Origin of the sequence: Paenibacillus sp. 203 (assembly GCF_037027525.1) — a bacterium.
Taxonomy (GTDB): Bacteria; Bacillota; Bacilli; order Paenibacillales; family Paenibacillaceae; genus Paenibacillus; species Paenibacillus polymyxa_B.
The window spans coordinates 59,592-78,170 of record NZ_JAXCHD010000003.1 but is presented as its reverse complement, the minus strand read 5'-3'; the positions used below and the strand labels follow the sequence as shown (position 1 = coordinate 78,170).

General features: G+C 44.9%; 16 protein-coding genes. 4 read left to right on the top strand and 12 right to left on the bottom strand.

Going from position 1 to position 18,579, the window contains the following annotated elements; all coding sequences use genetic code 11:
• Positions 1 to 201 precede the first annotated feature (201 nt).
• From WA407_RS06680 to WA407_RS06665, 4 genes are all read right to left on the bottom strand, one after another.
• Positions 202 to 1,455, bottom strand: coding sequence for an aspartate kinase (locus WA407_RS06680; RefSeq protein WP_028540593.1), 1,254 nt, complete (start codon positions 1,453 to 1,455; stop codon positions 202 to 204).
• 196 nt (positions 1,456 to 1,651) lie between these two features.
• Entirely contained in the window at positions 1,652 to 2,209 is a 558-nt protein-coding gene (gene efp, locus WA407_RS06675) for an elongation factor P (RefSeq protein ID WP_029517249.1), read from the bottom strand.
• A 33-nt stretch (positions 2,210 to 2,242) separates the two neighbouring features.
• Positions 2,243 to 3,316: a M24 family metallopeptidase gene (locus WA407_RS06670; protein ID WP_061829060.1), complete on the bottom strand. Its 1,074-nt coding sequence runs from the start codon at positions 3,314 to 3,316 to the stop codon at positions 2,243 to 2,245.
• A gap of 81 nt (positions 3,317 to 3,397) precedes the next feature.
• Positions 3,398 to 3,979 carry a YqhR family membrane protein gene (locus WA407_RS06665; protein WP_235309544.1) on the bottom strand — a complete coding sequence of 194 codons (582 nt, stop codon included), beginning with the start codon at positions 3,977 to 3,979 and terminating at the stop codon, positions 3,398 to 3,400.
• A 288-nt stretch (positions 3,980 to 4,267) separates the two neighbouring features.
• On the opposite strand from WA407_RS06665, the gene WA407_RS06660 reads away from it, so the two are divergent.
• The 3 genes from WA407_RS06660 (at position 4,268) to WA407_RS06650 (ending at position 6,765) form a co-directional block, all read left to right on the top strand.
• The gene (locus tag WA407_RS06660) at positions 4,268 to 5,269 is read left to right on the top strand and encodes an ABC transporter substrate-binding protein (protein WP_336077024.1); all 1,002 of its coding nucleotides are present in this window, start codon (positions 4,268 to 4,270) and stop codon (positions 5,267 to 5,269) included.
• A gap of 175 nt (positions 5,270 to 5,444) precedes the next feature.
• Positions 5,445 to 6,437 carry a DUF1385 domain-containing protein gene (locus tag WA407_RS06655; RefSeq protein WP_336077023.1) on the top strand — a complete coding sequence of 331 codons (993 nt, stop codon included), beginning with the start codon at positions 5,445 to 5,447 and terminating at the stop codon, positions 6,435 to 6,437.
• Positions 6,438 to 6,444: 7 nt separating this feature from the next.
• Entirely contained in the window at positions 6,445 to 6,765 is a 321-nt protein-coding gene (locus WA407_RS06650) for a hypothetical protein (RefSeq protein ID WP_336077022.1), read from the top strand.
• A 118-nt stretch (positions 6,766 to 6,883) separates the two neighbouring features.
• On the opposite strand, the gene WA407_RS06645 is transcribed toward WA407_RS06650, so the two are convergent.
• The 3 genes from WA407_RS06645 to mntR form a co-directional block, all read right to left on the bottom strand.
• Positions 6,884 to 7,873, bottom strand: coding sequence for a patatin-like phospholipase family protein (locus tag WA407_RS06645; RefSeq protein WP_336077021.1), 990 nt, complete (start codon positions 7,871 to 7,873; stop codon positions 6,884 to 6,886).
• 95 nt (positions 7,874 to 7,968) lie between these two features.
• Positions 7,969 to 9,711, bottom strand: coding sequence for a family 10 glycosylhydrolase (locus tag WA407_RS06640; protein WP_336077020.1), 1,743 nt, complete (start codon positions 9,709 to 9,711; stop codon positions 7,969 to 7,971).
• Between the two features lie 136 nt (positions 9,712 to 9,847).
• Positions 9,848 to 10,273 (bottom strand): transcriptional regulator MntR, encoded by a 426-nt coding sequence (mntR, locus tag WA407_RS06635; RefSeq protein ID WP_007430946.1) that lies wholly within the window; start codon positions 10,271 to 10,273, stop codon positions 9,848 to 9,850.
• Between the two features lie 252 nt (positions 10,274 to 10,525).
• Here mntR and splB point away from each other — a divergent pair, with 252 nt between their 5' ends.
• Entirely contained in the window at positions 10,526 to 11,590 is a 1,065-nt protein-coding gene (gene splB, locus WA407_RS06630; RefSeq protein ID WP_023989268.1) for a spore photoproduct lyase, read from the top strand.
• On the opposite strand, the gene WA407_RS06625 is transcribed toward splB, so the two are convergent.
• The 5 genes from WA407_RS06625 to WA407_RS06605 form a co-directional block, all read right to left on the bottom strand.
• Complete coding sequence (locus WA407_RS06625; protein ID WP_336077019.1) at positions 11,583 to 12,299, bottom strand: cytochrome c biogenesis CcdA family protein; 717 nt, start codon at positions 12,297 to 12,299, stop codon at positions 11,583 to 11,585. The two genes, splB and WA407_RS06625, sit on opposite strands and share 8 nt — an antisense overlap.
• A gap of 165 nt (positions 12,300 to 12,464) precedes the next feature.
• Complete coding sequence (metG, locus tag WA407_RS06620) at positions 12,465 to 14,483, bottom strand: methionine--tRNA ligase (protein WP_235309537.1); 2,019 nt, start codon at positions 14,481 to 14,483, stop codon at positions 12,465 to 12,467.
• 414 nt (positions 14,484 to 14,897) lie between these two features.
• On the bottom strand, positions 14,898 to 15,188 hold the full coding sequence (yidD, locus tag WA407_RS06615; RefSeq protein WP_336077018.1) for a membrane protein insertion efficiency factor YidD: 291 nt from the start codon (positions 15,186 to 15,188) through the stop codon (positions 14,898 to 14,900).
• A 1-nt stretch (position 15,189) separates the two neighbouring features.
• Positions 15,190 to 15,681, bottom strand: a complete 492-nt coding sequence (locus WA407_RS06610) for a Fur family transcriptional regulator (RefSeq protein WP_013310843.1) — start codon at positions 15,679 to 15,681, stop codon at positions 15,190 to 15,192.
• 253 nt (positions 15,682 to 15,934) lie between these two features.
• Positions 15,935 to 18,157 (bottom strand): copper amine oxidase N-terminal domain-containing protein, encoded by a 2,223-nt coding sequence (locus WA407_RS06605; RefSeq protein ID WP_235309535.1) that lies wholly within the window; start codon positions 18,155 to 18,157, stop codon positions 15,935 to 15,937.
• Between the last annotated feature and the right edge of the window lie 422 nt (positions 18,158 to 18,579).

The following is an 18,579-nucleotide window of genomic DNA, read 5'->3' as shown; positions in this document are numbered from 1 at the left end:
TACCCTTGGGTAGAAAAGATAGATTCAGCAAAAAAGAGGCTGCCCCTCAGTTTAACTCTCACTGATGGAACAACCTCTTAACCTACTGCTGTATTCTATGATTTATCAAACTATAAATAGAGGATTTATAATGTATCAACCTTTACCTGTCATAGCATCGTTCACATTAGACATATTCATGTCTAGATCACGTTGCAGTTATTAACGACGGTCTTGCGGTCCACCCACAAACGCTTGCTCCTCGGTGTCCAGGTTATAAGCTGTATGCAACGCCTGAATAACCTCATGAAGCTTACCCGCTTCAATTACACACGATACTTTGATTTCAGATGTGCTTACCATTTTAATGCTAACGCCTTGCTCTGCCAGTACGGCAAACATTTGCGCAGCGACACCTGGATGGCTAACCATTCCTGCACCTACAATGGATACCTTCACCAGGTTTTCCTCAGACGTTACTTCACGGTACGGAAGCTCTCCACGAATACCTTCCAGCGTCTTCAGTGCTGCTTCACGATCCGTCAGAGCTACGGTAAAGGAGAAATCTGCTTTACCAGCTTCGACCCCGCTCTGTACAATAATGTCTACATCAATTTTAGCTGCCGCCAGTGTTCCGAATACTTTCGCCAGTACACCGGGGATATCGGCGACGCCCAAAATACTGATTCTTGCTACATTTTTATCATATGCAATCCCACTGACTACAACGCCCTGTTCCATTACTGCATCCTCCTTTACGACCGTTCCTTCATTATGGTTAAAACTGGATCGCACAATCAGCGGTACCCGGTTATGTTTGGCATATTCTACCGCTCGAGGATGCAATACAGCTGCACCCAGATTGGCTAATTCCAGCATTTCATCATAAGAAATTTCTTTTAGCTTACGAGCAACTTTCACGATCCGTGGATCTGTTGAATATATACCGTCCACATCCGTGTAAATTTCGCAGGCATCTGCTTGAATCGCCGCCGCCAGCGCAACGGCCGTCGTATCAGAGCCACCACGTCCCAGCGTCGTAATGTCTCCCTCTGCAGACATCCCTTGGAAACCAGCTACAACAACGATCTTGTTGCTGCTCAGTGCATCCAGCACACGCTGAGGTTGAATGTCCGTAATCCGTGCTCGACCAAAGTCAGATTCAGTACGGAAACCAGCCTGCCATCCCGTAAACGATACCGCTTCATGACCCAACTGCTGAATAGCCATCGACAATAAGGCGATTGAAATTTGCTCACCTGTCGTCATCAACATATCCAACTCACGTGCAGGCAACTGCTCATTCAACAATTTGGCCTGGTCAATCAGTTCGTCTGTCGTGTCTCCCATTGCGGAAACAACCACTACACATTGATGCCCTTCACTCTGTTTCTCAACAACGCGTTTTGCCACGCGCTTCATGCGCTCCGTGTCACCGACGGAACTGCCTCCGAATTTCATGACATACAAAGACAACGATATTCACTCCCTCAGACTCAACAGTATGTAACCTTGAGATGGCACCAAACGACTGAACGTGACATCCTGCGGCATAACTTTAGTTCAGTATAATACGAAAGTGCTGTGTGGAGCCAATGTTTTTTAATATTAGTGCTTATAAAAATATCCCCTGCCCTTAAAAAGGACAGAGGAAATCTAAAAGTTGCAAATTTTATGCGCGAGACATGTATTTGCCGTCACGTGTATCAATCAACAATACGTCATCTTGGTTAATGAACAAAGGAACTTGAACATTCAAACCCGTTTCCAGTTTGGCATTTTTGGTAGCACCTGTAGCCGTATTACCTTTAATGCCTGGCTCTGTTTCGATTACTTTCAGTTCCACGCTTGTAGGCAGGTTAATACCCAGAATTTCGCCGTTATAGCTGACGATATTTACATTCATGTTTTCTTTCAGGAAATTAAGCTCCCATTTCAGTTGATCGCTGGACAATGTGAATTGATCATATGTTTCATTATCCATGAATGTATGGTCGTCTGCACTAGCGTACAGATAGGACACACCACGATTTTCGATTTGCGCCCGACCGATCGTTTCACCCGCACGGAATGTACGTTCAACGGTGTTACCGTTACGCAAGTTTTTCAACTTGGAGCGTACGAATGCTGCACCTTTACCCGGTTTTACGTGTTGGAAATCCAGCACCGTAAAAATATCTCCGTCTACCTCGACGGTCAAACCTGTTTTAAAATCATTTACGTTAATCACTAAAATACCCCTCCTACAGGACTGTTATCGTTATTAAACGACTGTAAATTCTTTGCTCGAATGTGTTAATACTTTGATGCCGCTATCTGTAATAACGATATCATCCTCGATCCGTACACCGCCCAATCCAGGGACATAGATACCTGGCTCGACCGTTACCACCATACCCGGCTCCAGAATATCATCACTCGCCTTCGACAGACGTGTAGATTCATGTACTTCAAGACCCAGACCATGACCTGTACTGTGCCCGAAATTGTCTCCATAGCCATGGCTCGCAATAATATCCCGGGTCAGTGCATCCGCTTCACGGCCTGTCATGCCCGGCTTAATATGTTCGAGTGCGTGAAGCTGCGCCTTAAGTACAATATCGTAGATTTCGCGCAACTGGGGCGCCAAATCCCCTTGTGTAGCCACTGTACGTGTCAAATCAGAGCAATAGCCATCCAGCAACGCACCAAAATCAAACGTAATCAGCTCGCCTGCTTGTACTAACTTAGCACTGGCTACGCCATGAGGTAAAGCCGAACGAACCCCGGAAGCCACAATCGTGTCAAATGAAGAGGATGTAGCTCCCTGCTTGCGCATGAAGAATTCCATTTCCAGATCCAGCTCACGCTCGCTGACACCTGGCTTGATGTAAGGTAAAATGTGTGCAAATGTAGCATCTGCCAAATCCGCTGCCCGCTGCATCACTTCCAGCTCTTCTGCATCTTTGTACACTCTTAACTTCTCCACAATGCCCGACACCGGAACCAGTGAAATAGGTGACAAATCTTCGCTATAAGCTTTATGCGTCGCAACAGTTACAGCATCTTGCTCGAAGCCTGTTTCGCTGATCTGATGGGAAGACAGCAATTCTTTCACCGTTTCCATGACCTGTGCAGCGTGCTGCACCACCGTGAAGCCTTCGGCTTGTTCGGTCGCTTGCGTCATATAGCGAAAGTCAGTCAGCAAATAGCTATGGGATTCCGTAATCAGCACATAACCCGCCGAACCTGTGAAGCCTGTCAAATATCGACGATTGACAGGGCTAGTAATTAGCATAGCCCGCAGATTATGCTCGCCCAGCGCCTGCCGCAGCTTTAACACCCGGTCATTCTTCATCTTTCATTCCGCTCCCCTCTGTCAAATAACCAAATGCTATTTTAACACAGGGAATAGGCGCTTGAGAAGTTTTTGTTACGTTCAGCCCTCAGCTTTCTCAGGCTCGCGCTTTCTTTCATCCGTATACTCGACAGCAACCGTATATCCGATAAATAGTCCCCACAGCATAAACACACAAATTTCCGTATATAAGGAGTTCCATGTTAACCGATTAGGAGCATTCATCATCCCTAGCTTAGGACCTGTTAATACAAATAAAACAACCCACCAAATCAGGCCATATACAATTCCGGGTAAAGGACCCTTAAATCTGCGTAGCAACAGAGTGTACACCAGTGAAGCTACGACGGATAATGCAATAAAAAACAGTAGCCCTACCAGGTGCCCCGCCATGGTGTTCATAAACGAATGCTTGAAAAATGGCTCTGCGAGAAAGCCAGGCGCTACTACCGTAAAGTGCAACTTATAAAACAGCCAGCGCAGCAATCCCCAGAGCACACCCGCAAAAAAACCCAACTCAAGTGCAAAAGGAATGAGAGGCGTATGTATTTTGCCTGACTGCTGCCTGCCTCCACCACTGTCGTTATGATTACGTTGATCCTGAGATTCGCGAGACTGCTCCTGTTCATGGCCTATCTTGGGTATAGAGTAGGTTTCACTCATGTTGTTTAATCCCCTTTCAAGATGCAAACTTTTTCCATGGTAAAGACTATTGCAATCGGAAATGCATGTACTTCCATCGGATTCTGCATTCCCATTTTGCTAGGTAGTATGCTCAAAAGGAGGATCGTTTAACAATGAACCGGAATGCAGAATAATAGCAGCTTACCAGTCAAGCGTTCGGACCCGTTTTTTGCATTGACAAAATTTCAATCCTCTATACATAATATAATGATGAAGATGATAATCATTATCATTTTCTAAAAAACATATATACGGGAGAATGCTTCTATGAAAAAGGGACTCATTGGCATTTTATTATTAATGGTTTTTACGCTCACTTTGGCAGGTTGCGGAGCAGCCGACAAAGCATCGGATAAAGATCAGGCACCCACGTCGGGTAGCAAACCGACTGACACAGCGACCGGTCCTGTGACGGTAAAGCATAATCGTGGTGAGATCACGCTCAACAAGCCCGCACAGCGTGTCGTAGTACTGGAATGGACATTTACAGAGGATTTGATTGCATTGGGCGTTCAGCCGGTTGGTAATGCTGACAATGCCAACTACAAGGTGTATGTGACACCGGAGGCGGCTCTGGACAGTAGCGTGGTCGATGTCGGTACGCGTAACGAGCCGAACCTGGAGGCGATTGCTGCATTGAAGCCGGATCTAATCATTTCCAATGTTGATGGGAATGAAGCTATCTATGATCAACTCAAGGCCATCGCTCCAACGATCGAATATAATCTAAACGATGGTAACGGCTACGATCATGATAAAATGGTAGAAATTTTTAATAGCATCGCAGTCGCTCTTGGAAAAGAAGAAAAAGCTAAGCAGGTGCTTGCCGAACTGGATCAGCATTATGCTGAAGCCAAAGAAAAGCTCGCCGCTGCTGGCAAGTCGGATTATCATTATATACTGACACAGGCTTTCACTTCGCAAAATGCGGCCAGCCTCCGTATGTTTTCGGATAATTCAGTCGTCGTGGCAACACTGGCGAAGATCGGTATGATTAATGATTGGAAACCGAGCAAAGTTGAACAGTATGGCTTTTCAACTGTAGGCATTGAAGCTCTGTCTGCCGTTCAGGATAGCAACTTTATCTATATTGTGCAGCCGGACGATAATGTTTTCGGCGCACCCATGAAAAATAATTCAGTCTGGAACGGTCTGAATTTCGTTAAAGAAAAACGTACCTATTCACTGAGCGGTACGACATGGACATTTGGCGGTCCTCTCTCATCAAAAGGGCTGGTTGACCAGGTAGTCGGGGCGATTACAAAATAAGTTGTTTCCAAATATTCATTCGGTTTTATAATGATTAGCATTTATGTGAGCAGTCTGACGCTCCATAAATGCTTTTTTTATAAGCCTGTGGTTACACCAGTTTCAACTAACTAGATATTCCCTTCCAAATTCGATACAATATACAAAAAAGCATGTATTAAGAGAGGTGAGACGGTTGTCACAAGCATCCAAGCCTGTGAGCTACGGCGGTCAGGCAGTCATTGAAGGTGTCATGTTCGGCGGCAAGCGTGTCAATGTCACGGCAGTTCGCCGCAAGACTGGCGAAATCACATATTTGGAAGTACCACGCAAGGAGCAATCCTGGGTATCCAAATTCCGCAGAATTCCTTTATTGCGGGGGATTGTAAGCATCATCGACTCCAGCGCCAAAGGTACCAAGCATTTAAACTATTCAGCCGATGCGTATGCTGATGATGAAGTAGATCCGGAAGAACGCGCTGAGCAAAAGAAAAAAGAAGAATCTCGCTGGAGTCTGAGTATGATGATCGGTGTGGCGGCGGTCGGTATTTTGTCATTCCTGTTTGGCAAAATTGTATTGACTCTCGTTCCGGTTATTGTAGAGAATTTCCTGTTCGGTAGCTTGTTTCACAGCCAAATTTTGCATAACTTCGCAGAAGGAGCTATTAAGCTGATTCTGTTACTGGCTTATTTGTGGGGTATTTCCCAAACTCCGTTAATTAAACGATTGTTTCAATATCATGGTGCAGAGCATAAAGTAATTACTGCATTCGAAGCTGGGGAAGAACTAACTCCGGCCAATGTACAGAAATACAGTCGTCTACATTACCGCTGTGGTAGTAGCTTTATTATGCTGACTGTGATCATCGGGGTGCTTGTCTATTCCTTATTTACCTACGATAGTCTGTGGGAACGTATGGGGCAACGGCTTTTACTACTTCCGATCGTACTGGGGCTTTCTTTTGAATTCCTCAAGCTAACCAATGCCCTTCGTGAAATTCCGGTACTTCGTTATTTAGGTTACCCCGGTCTGTGGTTGCAACTACTTACCACCAAAGAACCGACTGATGATCAAGTGGAGGTATCTATTGCCTCATTTAAGCGTATGCTTGAATTGGATGCTGAGTTGGAAAATGTACCTGTAAAGGAGACCTTCAACAGTCCGGTCCTTGATCCTGTGAAAGGATGAGTGAATAATGAACAGACATGCCGTTATTTTCTGGCTTACCCTTGCTTTGGGTGCATATGGAATTGTGGATATGCTATGGAGAGGAAGCTGGGGCTTTCTTATAAGTTTACTAATTCCCGTCCTTGTTTTTGCAGTTATATTTCTGCTATACAAATACCTTCCAGGACAACGTAGCCGTACTCCCAAAATCAAACCCTCTGTGCGCACCATGGCCAAAACAGCCAACGCACGTAAGCAGCAAACTACAGGCAAGCGCAAAGCGTATCCTTTTTATGTGATTGAGGGTTCCAAGGGAAAAAATGAAGAAGAACAACCTAAATATCATTAATGATAATCACATCCTTTAAAATGTAGCACAAAGGAGCCATCACCCGCGTATTCAAATATGACCGGGAAGAGGCTCCTTTTTACACCCTTTTAAATTAACTTTAACTGCGAGTTAGTGTTTATTTCATAGCGTACATGGTATCCTTCATCAATTGGTACTTGCTATACTGCTGCTGGTAAGAAGTAATGCTCCATTTGTGGAAAAAAGCATCCCCTGCCTGCACACCGGAAGCATACAACAAATCACTTTGCTCTGTAGAAATGTTAAATTGTGCAGTGCGGATACCCAATGTTGGAATCTTAATCGTCCGATACCGATTCTCCTGCTCAATATATCGCTCATCGTGTGCTGATAGCATGGTATCAAAAATAGCCTGCAGCATGGTCAATGGACCCCGTATATAAGAAACTTTGGTCTCCGTACCCGTTTTGCCCACCATTTGAAACCCTACCGTTGGAATCGTTTTGGCCTCACGTTCATTTACAGGCTCATCAAAAAGCCACAAAGGCAAATTGCTTAGTAAAGCCCCATCAACTACAAATACAAATTGCTGAGAAAAAGTCTTTCCCTTGGCAAGTGCAGAATCAAGCCTTAACATAACAGGATCAAAAAAATAAGGGATACTTGTGCTCATCCGAATGGCTTTAGCTACCTCCAGTGAAGAGGGATTGATACCAAAACGTTTGATATCCTCAGGAAGCACCAGAATGCGTCCATTCGTAATATCTGATGCAATAATGCGCAATTTGCCAGGAGGTAAATCCGCGAACGTACGCACTCCCTTAGCTCGTAACAGCTCACGTACCCAGTGCTCCAGTGCCTCCCCTGAGTAGAGCCCTTTTTTAAGAAAGATACGAGCTGTTGGTCCAACCCACTTAATATTGAACACTGGAGAACGTCGTAACAACTTGACCAAGGGGGTTTTCTCAATTACGGCTTTCATTTCATCCGCAGAGTATCCCGCCGCCAATAAAGCAGCTACAATAGAACCTGATGATGTACCTGCCAAACGATTGAATACAATTCCATGCTCCTCCGCAGCCTTAACTGCACCCGCCAGCGAAATTCCCTTAACCCCTCCACCCTGGAACACAGCATTGATCAGCATAGATCAAAAAACCTCCGTTCTCTTGGGAGTAAGCAGTTCTACTGCTTATGTATGAGAACGGAGGCCCAAATAGAACCTATATGATCCAATTTATATCACATTTGATAATAATTTTGAAGAAGCTGAATGAGTCCGTATGGATTTTTACGCAAATGCTGTGCACTAAAGTAAATATCGCCTCTGACCTGTTTATAATTTTCGTTCAGTTCAAGCTGCTTAATTAGCTCTTGAGCCGTTTGCCAGCCCTTTTCAGGGGTGCCGATCTTATACGGAGAATGACCGATATACAGCTTAACATCTGTGTTTTTGACCTCATTGGACCACCATGCGACAAGCTTGTCATATCCCGCCGCCGGGAAACCGATACTCCAGTAAATTTGTGGAGCTACATAATCAATCCATTCTTTGTTAATCCAGGTTCTTACATCCGCAAACGTCGTATCATACGCTGTAACGCCTGCCTTCGTGTCTGAACCCGTTAAATCCTGAGATTTGTTACGCCATACCCCAAAAGGACTAATTCCAAATTGAACTTTAGACTTGCTGCCATGAATACTTTTGCCCAAATCGCGGACAAAACTGTTCACATTATCTCTCCGCCAGTCGCCCTTGTTAGAGATTTTGTTGGCATTATATGCTCTGAAGGTCGCATCATCATCAAAAGTCCCGCTGTAAGGATAAAAATAATCGTCCAAATGGACGCCGTCAATATCATATCCGTTCACGACCTCCATAATCGCCGCAATGACATGCTGACGTGCAGCTGGAATTCCTGGATTGATGTACAATTGGCTACCATTCTTAACAATCCAGTCCGGGTGTTGATTAGCCACATGGTTTGCAGCCAAACCGCTGGTTGTTCCTGTAGAATTCGCACGGAATGGATTAAACCAAGCATGAAATTCCATCCCTCGCTTATGCGATTCGCTAATCATAAATTTCAAGGGATCATAGCCTGGATTTTTACCTTGGGTGTTGGTCAAATACTTGCTCCATGGTACGAGACTCGACGGATAGAGCGCATCACCGCTGGCACGAACCTGAACAAATACCGCATTGATGCCCATCCCCTGCAAATCATCGAGCATTTTAGTAAACTCCTGCTTTTGCTTATCGGAGCTGCTTCGGGCAGCGGAAGAAGGCCAATCTCCATTAATGGTAGAAATCCATGCTCCACGCATGGAAGTTGAAGCCTTTACCTGAACAACATTTGCCTGCGAAGAACTTGAACCCTCCTCACTAGTAGACGTTGACGGTGAAGTGACAACCGCCTGCTCATCATCGATAGCTCCCTGATCTGTACTTACCCTGTCCTGATTGCTAGATGCAGACGTATCTGATATGGAGCCGCTGCTTCCCGCAGAAGTGTTCCCGCCAGTAGAGACACCTTCCTTACCACTGCTTAACGTAATGACTCGCTCTGAAGCTTGCCAATCCACTTTTAATCCCAACTCTTCCCCAACAAAACGCAGTGGCACCATAACTCTCCCGCTTGTCATACGGGCAGATGCATCCAGTCGAACTGACTTGCCATTCACTGTAGCGCTTTGTGCACCGTTCTCCATAGATATATTTTTGTTCTGTGCTGTAATCGTTACCGTACCGGACGATTCCGACCAGTTGACCTGAGCGCCCAATCCCTCACTAATCACTCGCAAAGGAACCATCGTAACATTGGCTCCCTGTACAATATACGGTGACGCGTCACTTTGCAGGGACTGTCCGTCCAATATAATTTGAATATCACCAGTTGGAGCTGCTTGAACACCAGGAACGATGGCAGTCTGCACTGCTAAGAGTAGACCTGCAGCCAACGCCACTATTTTCTTTCGATTCATATTATTACAATCCTCCGCTAACCCTGTTAATTTTAACCCCTATCTTGTCCTGCTATATAATGGATAGACGCTAATAACCGGATATTTGTTGCGGTCGGGACAAATAAAAAAGCATCGTCCGTAAGGACAGATGCTTTTAGGAATCTCCACTCAATTCCTTGTGTATGTCATGAAGCTGGCGCAAGCGATCTTCATCCCGGCGAAAATATTCGACCAATGTTTCGATACGAGTGATGGAATCCCAGCTCAGATGATGCTCAATACCTTCCACATCTTTATATATCAGGTCCTTGTCAACCCCAATCATATCCAGAAATTGCTCTAATAACTGATGGCGATCAACCAACCGTTTGCCGACCTTTTTCCCTTTCGGTGTCAAAATCAGTCCCCGATACTTCTCATATACAAGATAATCGTCCTTATCCAACTTCTGAATCATTTTGGTGACAGACGAAGGATGCACCTCTAACCCCTCTGCGATATCCGAGACACGAGCATAGCCCTTCTCATCAATCAGTTGGTAAATGCGTTCCAAATAATCTTCCATGCTTGGCGTTGGCACTTGTTTCCCTCTTTTCTGTTATTGAACGGGCGCTTACCGCCTTCATTTCCTGCGTTAAACCTACTATGTAATGATACATGTTATCATTGCCCATTGGCAAGTCTCATCCCTTTACTCACAGCTATTGCCACGATTTGTTCAATTTAAGCCGGGCACACTAATATAGTCGTCCTGTATCGGTTTATTTCTGCGGCAAAATGTTAAAGTTGGACACCAGAGCAGTGTGGATTTATTTCGAAAGGAGCGTTAGCCATGTCTACGCTTGAGCGTACTCCTGTCCAAACCAGAGGAACCAAGCCATTTTTGCCTGACCTGGTGTTTTTTGAGCCAGACGCACTGAATTATCCCAAGGGCCAGCGTATTATGGATTGGGTTAAAGCCAAGGATATTCCGTATCGAATGACTACCTCTCACAACCGAATTACCAATTTACCAGGTGAAACCGAAGTTGAAAAGTACCGAATGGCAAAAAAAACTTTGGTAGTCGGTATCCGTAAAACGTTGACTTTTGACCAATCCAAGCCCTCTGCCGAATACGCTATCCCCATTTCGACTGGTTGCATGGGGCACTGTCACTACTGTTATTTACAAACAACCTTGGGAGCAAAACCGTATATTCGTGTATATGTCAACACTGACGATATCTTATCAGCAGCTAAAGCTTATATCGAGGAGCGTGCGCCTGAAATTACCCGTTTTGAAGCAGCTTGTACCTCCGATCCGGTTGGTTTGGAGCATATCACCGGAACGCTTGGAGACTTGATTCGTTTCATGGCAGATGAGGAATTTGGTCGTCTGCGTTTTGTTACTAAATATCATCATGTTGATCCATTGCTGGATATTAAACATAATGGTCATACTCGCATCCGCTTTAGCATTAATTCCGATTATGTTATTAAACAGTTTGAACCTGCAACTTCACGCTTCGAGGAACGTATTGAAGCCGCGGGCAAAATCGCACGAGCCGGTTATCCATTGGGGTTCATCATTGCACCCATCATCTGGTATGACGGCTGGGAAGAAGGCTACGGCGAGTTGCTGCGTAAATTGGGAGAAACCTTGCCTCAGCATGCTACAAAAGATTTGACGTTCGAATTAATTCAGCATCGCTTCACCAAAACATCCAAAGCTGTCATCGAGAAACGTTATCCGAAAACCAAGCTGGAGATGGACATAGAGAAACGCAAGAAAAAATGGGGCCGCTGGGGACAAAACAAATATGTTTATCCCGATGAACAGCAAAATGCACTACGAGAGTTTATCACAGAGCGCATTTTTGAACATTTCCCTTTAAGTCGTATTGAATATTTCACATAACTAGCATCCAATCTGGGGTAATCCGTTGTAAAAATAGCGTTACATCAGTCATATGATCCGTTACCAGTAAAATGCCAGTGATAACAAGTAGTATGCCACCTGTTTTGATTAGGATGGAGGTATAGCGAGAGGATAGTCCAACAGAGCCTGCCAGCAAAGCTAATACAAAAAATGGAATCGCAAAGCCAAGCGCATAGCCTGTAATCAGCTTGAACCAAATGTGATGCTCTACTGCCGCCAAAGCGATAATAGCTGTTAGCATGGGACCGATACAGGGCGACCAGCCTGCCGCAAATCCAATTCCGATCACAAAGGAACCGGCATACCCGGCAGGCTTCCATGTCCAGCGAAGCTTATGCTCCCTCATTAGAATCAAAGGACGCACCACACCAAGAGATACCAGTCCCATTAGTAAAATAAGTAACCCTGCTACCACTCTTAGCGTATCCCCATAATTAGCAAACCATTCTCCAAGCAACCCGACACTTGCACCCAGTGAATAGAAAACGACCGAAAAGCCCAATACAAAAGCAAGTGTATGTCCCATCGTACGATAACGAACCTCTGCCTTGTGCCGTCCTTCAGCCAGTTCACGCGCAGACATCCCTGTCATATACGATAAATAAGATGGATACAGCGGTAAACAACACGGTGAAAAAAAAGAAACCAGTCCGGCTACGATCGCCAACCCGGCGTTGATATTTGTCATCATATTCCCTCCCACCTGTCTTAAGTGAACACGAACAAACAAGCCCTGCCTACTAAAACATACGTGTAGCGGGAGCAAAATATGATGCAAGCCAAAAAGCGCATGCCCAGGAAGAATGATTCCCGGACATACGCTCATTACGTTCTTTTATTTTTACATAGCGTACTACTTTACAACCGCACCATTCGGCATACCTTCCGGTACGGTGGCCAGCGTAAGCTGATCTCCATGTGATGCTGCCAAAATCATACCTTGCGACAGCTCTCCCCGAAGTTTTACTGGCTTAAGATTGGTCACACAGATCACCTTGCGTCCAATGATATCTTCCGGCGTATAAAACTTCGCAATCCCTGATACTACTTGCCGCTGCTCATAACCAAGATCAAGTTGGAGCTTCAACAGTTTATCGGCCTTCTTCACAGGCTCGCAGGCGACGACCTGAGCAACGCGCAGTTCTACCTTGGCAAAACCCTCAATGCCAATCTCTTCTTTTGCCTCCGGCGCTTCCTGGCTCGCCTCAGATGCATTTTGCGGTTGAACTTGTGCTGTAGCTTCTTCCGGTTTCTTCCCCCCGGTCATTGCTTCCACGATAAAAGCAACCTCTTGCTCTGAATCCAGACGCGGAAAGATCGGATTACCTTTGACCAGCTGCGTTCCTTCCGGAATACGACCAAACTGCTTGCCGCTATCCCATGTAGTCAGCTCACCTTGGCTAATACCGAGCTGTTCCCAAATTTTATGAGGAGCACGGGTTAAGAATGGCTGGAGTAAGATGGAAGCGATGCGCAAGCTTTCTACCAAATGCAACATAACAGATGACAATTCGCGACGTTTTCCCTCATCCTTAGCCAAGTTCCATGGTTGCGTCTCGTCAATATACTTGTTGCTGCGGCTAATAAATTGGCTAATCGCCGTTAATGCCACGGAAAACTCCATGTTTTCCATAGCTTCTTCTACTTTGCTATAAGTCGATGTTGCCATGTCTTCCAAAGCTCCGTCGAATGCTGTTACATTCGCTTCATAAGCCGGAACCTTGCCATCAAGATATTTATCTACCATCGCCACGGTACGATTCAATAAGTTGCCCAAATCATTTGCCAAATCCGAATTAACTCGATCTACAAAACTTTCTGGTGTAAATGTTCCGTCTGCCCCAAAAGGCACCTCGCGCAGTAAGTAGTAACGAAGTTGGTCCAGACCATAACGGTCAATCAACGTCACCGGGTCTACAACATTGCCTTTAGATTTCGACATTTTACCGTCTTTCATGAGCAGCCAACCATGTGCAAATACTTTTTTAGGCAACGGAAGATCCAGCGCCATCAGCATGATCGGCCAATATATCGTGTGGAACCTTACAATCTCTTTACCTACGATATGCACATTTGCAGGCCAGAATTTATCATACAACTCGGTATTGGAAGAGCCATAACCCAAGGCTGTGATATAGTTGGAAAGTGCGTCAATCCAAACATACACGACATGCTTCGGATCCCCCTTCACCTTAATGCCCCAATCGAAGGTAGTACGTGATACAGCCAAATCCTCCAGACCCGGCTTGATGAAGTTATTGATCATCTCTTTTTTACGTGATTCCGGCTGGATAAACTGTGGGTTCTCTTCATAAAATTGCAGCAACCGATCAGCATACTTGCTCATACGGAAAAAGTAACACTCTTCCTTGACCAGTTCTACAGGGTGTCCACTATCCGGGCTTTTTCCTCCAGCCACATTGCCTTCGGCGTCCTTCACCACGTCAACCAGCTGAGTTTCTGTGTAGTACGTTTCGTCAGGGATGCTGTACCAGCCTTCGTATTCTCCCTTGTAAATATCGCCTTGCTTCAGCAAACGATCAAAAATTTCCTGTACGACAGCCTTATGACGTTCCTCCGTAGTACGGATAAAATCGTCATTGGAAATGTCGAGCTTCCGCCACAGTTCTTGAATACCTGCCACAATATCATCTACGAAACGTTGCGGCGTTTTGCCTGCTGCACTCGCTTTCTGCTCAATCTTCTGACCATGCTCATCCGTTCCTGTCAAATAGCGCACTTCATAACCACGTAGCCGCTTGTAACGGGCCATTGCATCTCCCGCAACCGTCGTGTAAGCATGACCTATATGTAGCTTGTCGCTCGGATAATAGATCGGAGTCGTAATGTAAAATGTGTTCTCATTGGACATGTGTGTTGCCTCCTGTTTTGTTCACGGCAGCTCGATAAGATCTGCTGACATGATGGTACTCCAATTCATGAATTTGGCACAAATTGGGCACAAAAAAGACCCCCGCCCCTATGGGACGAGAGTCACCTCACGCGTTACCACCCAATTTTCCTGTATCCTCGCAGACTACAGGCTTCACCGGTCACATCTGACCGCCCATTAACGCTGGAACACGCCTCCCCCTTACGCTTGCCTCCCAAGCACTAATAACTGTGGCAAATACGCTCGAAAAAGGTTCCTCCAGGACCATATTCAGGCTTCGCTCCAGACCGGTTTGCAGCTAGCCCCGGCTCTCTGTACTGGGCGGTTTACCCTACTCATCCCTTCGCAGGAAAACAATATTAACCAAAATATAACCAAATCCGCATAGCGCTGTCAAGTCAGACCCTTCTTGGAGTGGGTAGCCAAACGATCTTCGCTAGACCTATCTGTTCCCTTTTTTGCAGGAGGGACCAAATCTACGCCGCCCGGATGAAAGGGATGGCACTTGGCTATACGCTTAGCAGCAAGCCATGAACCTTTGAGTGCACCATGCACCTCTACCGCCTCCAACGCGTACGCCGAACACGTTGGATAGAACCGGCAGGTAGCCGGCTTTAACGGTGAAATATAAGAACGATAAAACTTAATCGGAGCCTGTACCACTCTGTGTGTGGTGATTTTCATTTCAGTAGCCCCCGTGGCTGTGAGTGTGACTGCTCGTCTGTCTGAATCCCCCATCCGAATTACTATCAGTATGCCCATTCTTCTGTTGACAATCTTTGCAATAACCAAAAATTTCAAACTTGTGCTCGACGATTTGGAATTGATCCGTTGTATCTGTCATTTGCATTGGGCAAAAAGAAATCGGTAATGTTTTCTGACAGCTCAAGCAAATCATATGGTGATGGTGATGATGCTCATTACAGCTCACCTTAAACTTCATTCCATCCTCAAAAGATACCTGTTCCAACACACCCAATTCCTGCATTACACGCAGATTACGATAAACCGTATCAAAGCTAAGTCCACTGTACTTCTTACCCATATATTCATAAACGTCTTTGGGGGACAGATACCCTTCATTCTCGGAAAATAACGTGGCCAACGTCTTGCGCTGATCTGTAATACGCAGCCCCTGAGCGGACATTGTTGCAATAATCTCATCCTTTGTCAGCATGCGTTTCACCCTCCCCTGTCTGTAGTTTCAGGTTTTCTGATGCAGGCTTAGGCTTGCATCTATTTATTATACCACGATTAAAGTCAATATTATAAGAGATATTCGTATCTATACATAAGAAAAAGACGCTCTCCGGCGCTACAATTAAATTCGCAGCAGGAGAACGCCTATATTCTGCAAGTGACATCGACTTTTAAACGGTGAATGACGAGACCCAAGATCTAAGCCGGTATACAGCACCGGTTATTTCATATTAATTTTTAATAGCTGGCAAAGGCATAACTACTACGGAAACCGGCAAGTTACTTCCTGCAGCAGCAGTGAAATACATCTCTACACTTTCCTCGATATGCCCTGTACGATACAGCACACTCATCTCATTTGGAGCCCATACTGCGCCGTTCGTCGGGATACCCACAACCTGATTGTTTACCATCGCATAGCCGGAATATTCGCCTCCACGCGGGTTGAACGTAATCAGTGAATACGGCGCTACATGATCCAATTTAACTTTATATACAACACCAAAATTACCGGCATTGGAAGCAGAAGAGCCGTCCAGACCGTCCGTACCAATCAGGTTCGGATCTACCTTATTATCACCAAGAACGATACGTTGAGCTGTTTTACCAACCTCTTCGGTATAATTGAGCGAGATATCAGCATTAGCGTACGTTCCACGGTTGTGAATTCCGTCTTTCGGAAGTTTTGCCAGAGTAGGCAGTACGGTCATAGGATCTGCATTCGCATCCACCATAATGACCGTATATTGGATTGGTTGATCCGTGTATAGATCGGACAATAGAGAAATGACCTGCTTTTGCTTCATTTTTTTCTCGTTCAAATCCTGCAAAATAATACGGCTTTCACCCGGATTCAGAACCGTACTAGAACGTTTGCTTCCATCTATCATAGATTGAAAATATTTTTGAATTGAAACTTTACCCGCTGCCGTCGCAAATTCAGATGGTCCAGCAAAACCGGAATTTTCGACATTCAGGTTGGTAGCAGTAATATTGTTGTTTGTCGCAATCACGTACATTTTCACATCTCGACCCGTTTCATTCACATGATGGACGAGTATGCGCGTGCTGCCTGATCCGGTTTCCTGATACACAATTCCGTCCTGAAATACACGTTCCGGGCTGTTAGCACGGATCAAAAGACGCGGAGAAGATGTACTAGTCAAAGGAATGGTAGCCATGGTAGGCACCTGACTGCCGTCTACTGTATATTTATCACCATATGGTGTGAAGATTTTATTGAAATCATCTTCGTTGTACAGCAATTCATTCGTAATTTTAATTGTTTCACTTTTGGTACCTGTTGCGCCGTGCTTATCAGTCACAGTGAGTGTGATTGTTACATCACCTGGTTGGAAGAAGGCAAGTTTCTTATTCTCCCAATCACGCTTAGTGATAGAATTCTCATCATCTGTACTCAGGTCGGTAATCGTGATTTTCTCACCCATTTTGTACTCTTTTTTATCAGTTGTAAACAGAGCCACTGGCGGCTGATTTGGTGGTCTTACTGTAATTGTAACTGAGTAAGGATCACTCCAGTTCCCAGCAGAGTCAAGAACAGAATAGGTAACTACATATGTACCCGGCTCCTGAAATACGTCCTGCTTACCTTCCCAACGTTGGTTCACAATCGGAAGACCTGTAGGAGAAGATTCCTTCGTCAAATACGTAACTTGGGTTTCGCCCGCATAGATATCTTTTTGTTGAACCGTGAAGGAAGCTTTAGGTTTCTGATTCAAATCCATGATAACTTGTTTAGTCGTATTATTCACAGTATAAGGAATATTTAAGGCCTGTGTAATCGAGGTCAATGGCACCATAAATACGTTCTTTTGCTGAAAAGCCGGTCCCTTCATTTGTCTGGCTTCACCGTTAACCGTATAAACCTTGCTGTCTGTTTTGAAGCGCATGACATTTGTTCCTTGTGTGATTACGGTTTCTTTGGTGGCAGTGTCATAACTAAACTGCAATCCGACACGGCTGACAAGTGAACGGATAGCTACATAGGAAACTCCGTCCTTCACGGTCATCGGCTGAGTTGCTGTGTACACCTGTCCGTTTTGTTCCATTTTCGCGCTGTTTAAGTACAAAATCAATTGATTAGCACCCATGGATGTTGGAGCTCCACCAGGATTGGTGATCGTTCCGTCTCCAACGTATACATCATTGGATACGTTCGATCCGTTGGTTGTATCCGTAGGTAGGCCAGTCAATGGATCATTGGATACGCCTGTGTTATTAGGTGCCACCGTGTCATTTTGTGTGCTAGTTCCATCTTGATCTCCGATGCTATTCTGAACGCCTGAATCAGCAGCATTGGCCTGAGCCTGCTGTGCGCTAACCGAATCGGTGGATTGAACGGTTGTTGATGCTGCTTCTGCTCCTACAGGCGCTACTGCGGCCACCTGAGCTACTGCCAAAGCGGTGAGCATGGTCCATTTCTTGAAATTCATTGTCTGTCTCCTTCTATCACCAAATTATTATCATTCCCGTAAAAAGTCATACTATTAGACGCGTCAGTTGTTAAAAAGTTTCTGGAGATTTTGCTTATCATGAAAAAAAGGGAACTTTCTCCTGTGACTGCAAAGAAATAAATAGAATATCGTTTAGATATTCTATTTATTGGACTTAATACACTGAAAATCTATTAAACAAGCAATAGCAATAACAAGACGGGTTTCTCTTCCACTTATTTATCTAATCTCAAAAAAATTTCTTAATTTAAATAAAGTCTTTTTCATGTTTTATATATAAGCAAAATATATAATTCCAAAATGCATAGAATAAAGATATGTACAAAAAAGCGGAAAACAAAATAAGGGTTGCTTACCAGTAAAAATATAGATCTATTAAAAAAGGGTGTCCCAAGTCATAA

Bases quoted from the DNA above. Each gene is read 5' to 3' on its own strand.
- yidD (WP_336077018.1), bottom strand. From the start codon at position 15,188: ATGAAAATCACCACACACAGAGTGGTACAGGCTCCGATTAAGTTTTAT.
- WA407_RS06625 (WP_336077019.1), bottom strand. From the start codon at position 12,299: ATGACAAATATCAACGCCGGGTTGGCGATCGTAGCCGGACTGGTTTCT.
- WA407_RS06665 (WP_235309544.1), bottom strand. From the start codon at position 3,979: ATGAGTGAAACCTACTCTATACCCAAGATAGGCCATGAACAGGAGCAG.
- WA407_RS06660 (WP_336077024.1), top strand. From the start codon at position 4,268: ATGAAAAAGGGACTCATTGGCATTTTATTATTAATGGTTTTTACGCTC.
- splB (WP_023989268.1), top strand. From the start codon at position 10,526: ATGTCTACGCTTGAGCGTACTCCTGTCCAAACCAGAGGAACCAAGCCA.
- WA407_RS06640 (WP_336077020.1), bottom strand. From the start codon at position 9,711: ATGAATCGAAAGAAAATAGTGGCGTTGGCTGCAGGTCTACTCTTAGCA.
- WA407_RS06610 (WP_013310843.1), bottom strand. From the start codon at position 15,681: ATGCTGACAAAGGATGAGATTATTGCAACAATGTCCGCTCAGGGGCTG.
- WA407_RS06670 (WP_061829060.1), bottom strand. From the start codon at position 3,316: ATGAAGAATGACCGGGTGTTAAAGCTGCGGCAGGCGCTGGGCGAGCAT.
- WA407_RS06650 (WP_336077022.1), top strand. From the start codon at position 6,445: ATGAACAGACATGCCGTTATTTTCTGGCTTACCCTTGCTTTGGGTGCA.
- WA407_RS06645 (WP_336077021.1), bottom strand. From the start codon at position 7,873: ATGCTGATCAATGCTGTGTTCCAGGGTGGAGGGGTTAAGGGAATTTCG.
- WA407_RS06605 (WP_235309535.1), bottom strand. From the start codon at position 18,157: ATGAATTTCAAGAAATGGACCATGCTCACCGCTTTGGCAGTAGCTCAG.
- metG (WP_235309537.1), bottom strand. From the start codon at position 14,483: ATGTCCAATGAGAACACATTTTACATTACGACTCCGATCTATTATCCG.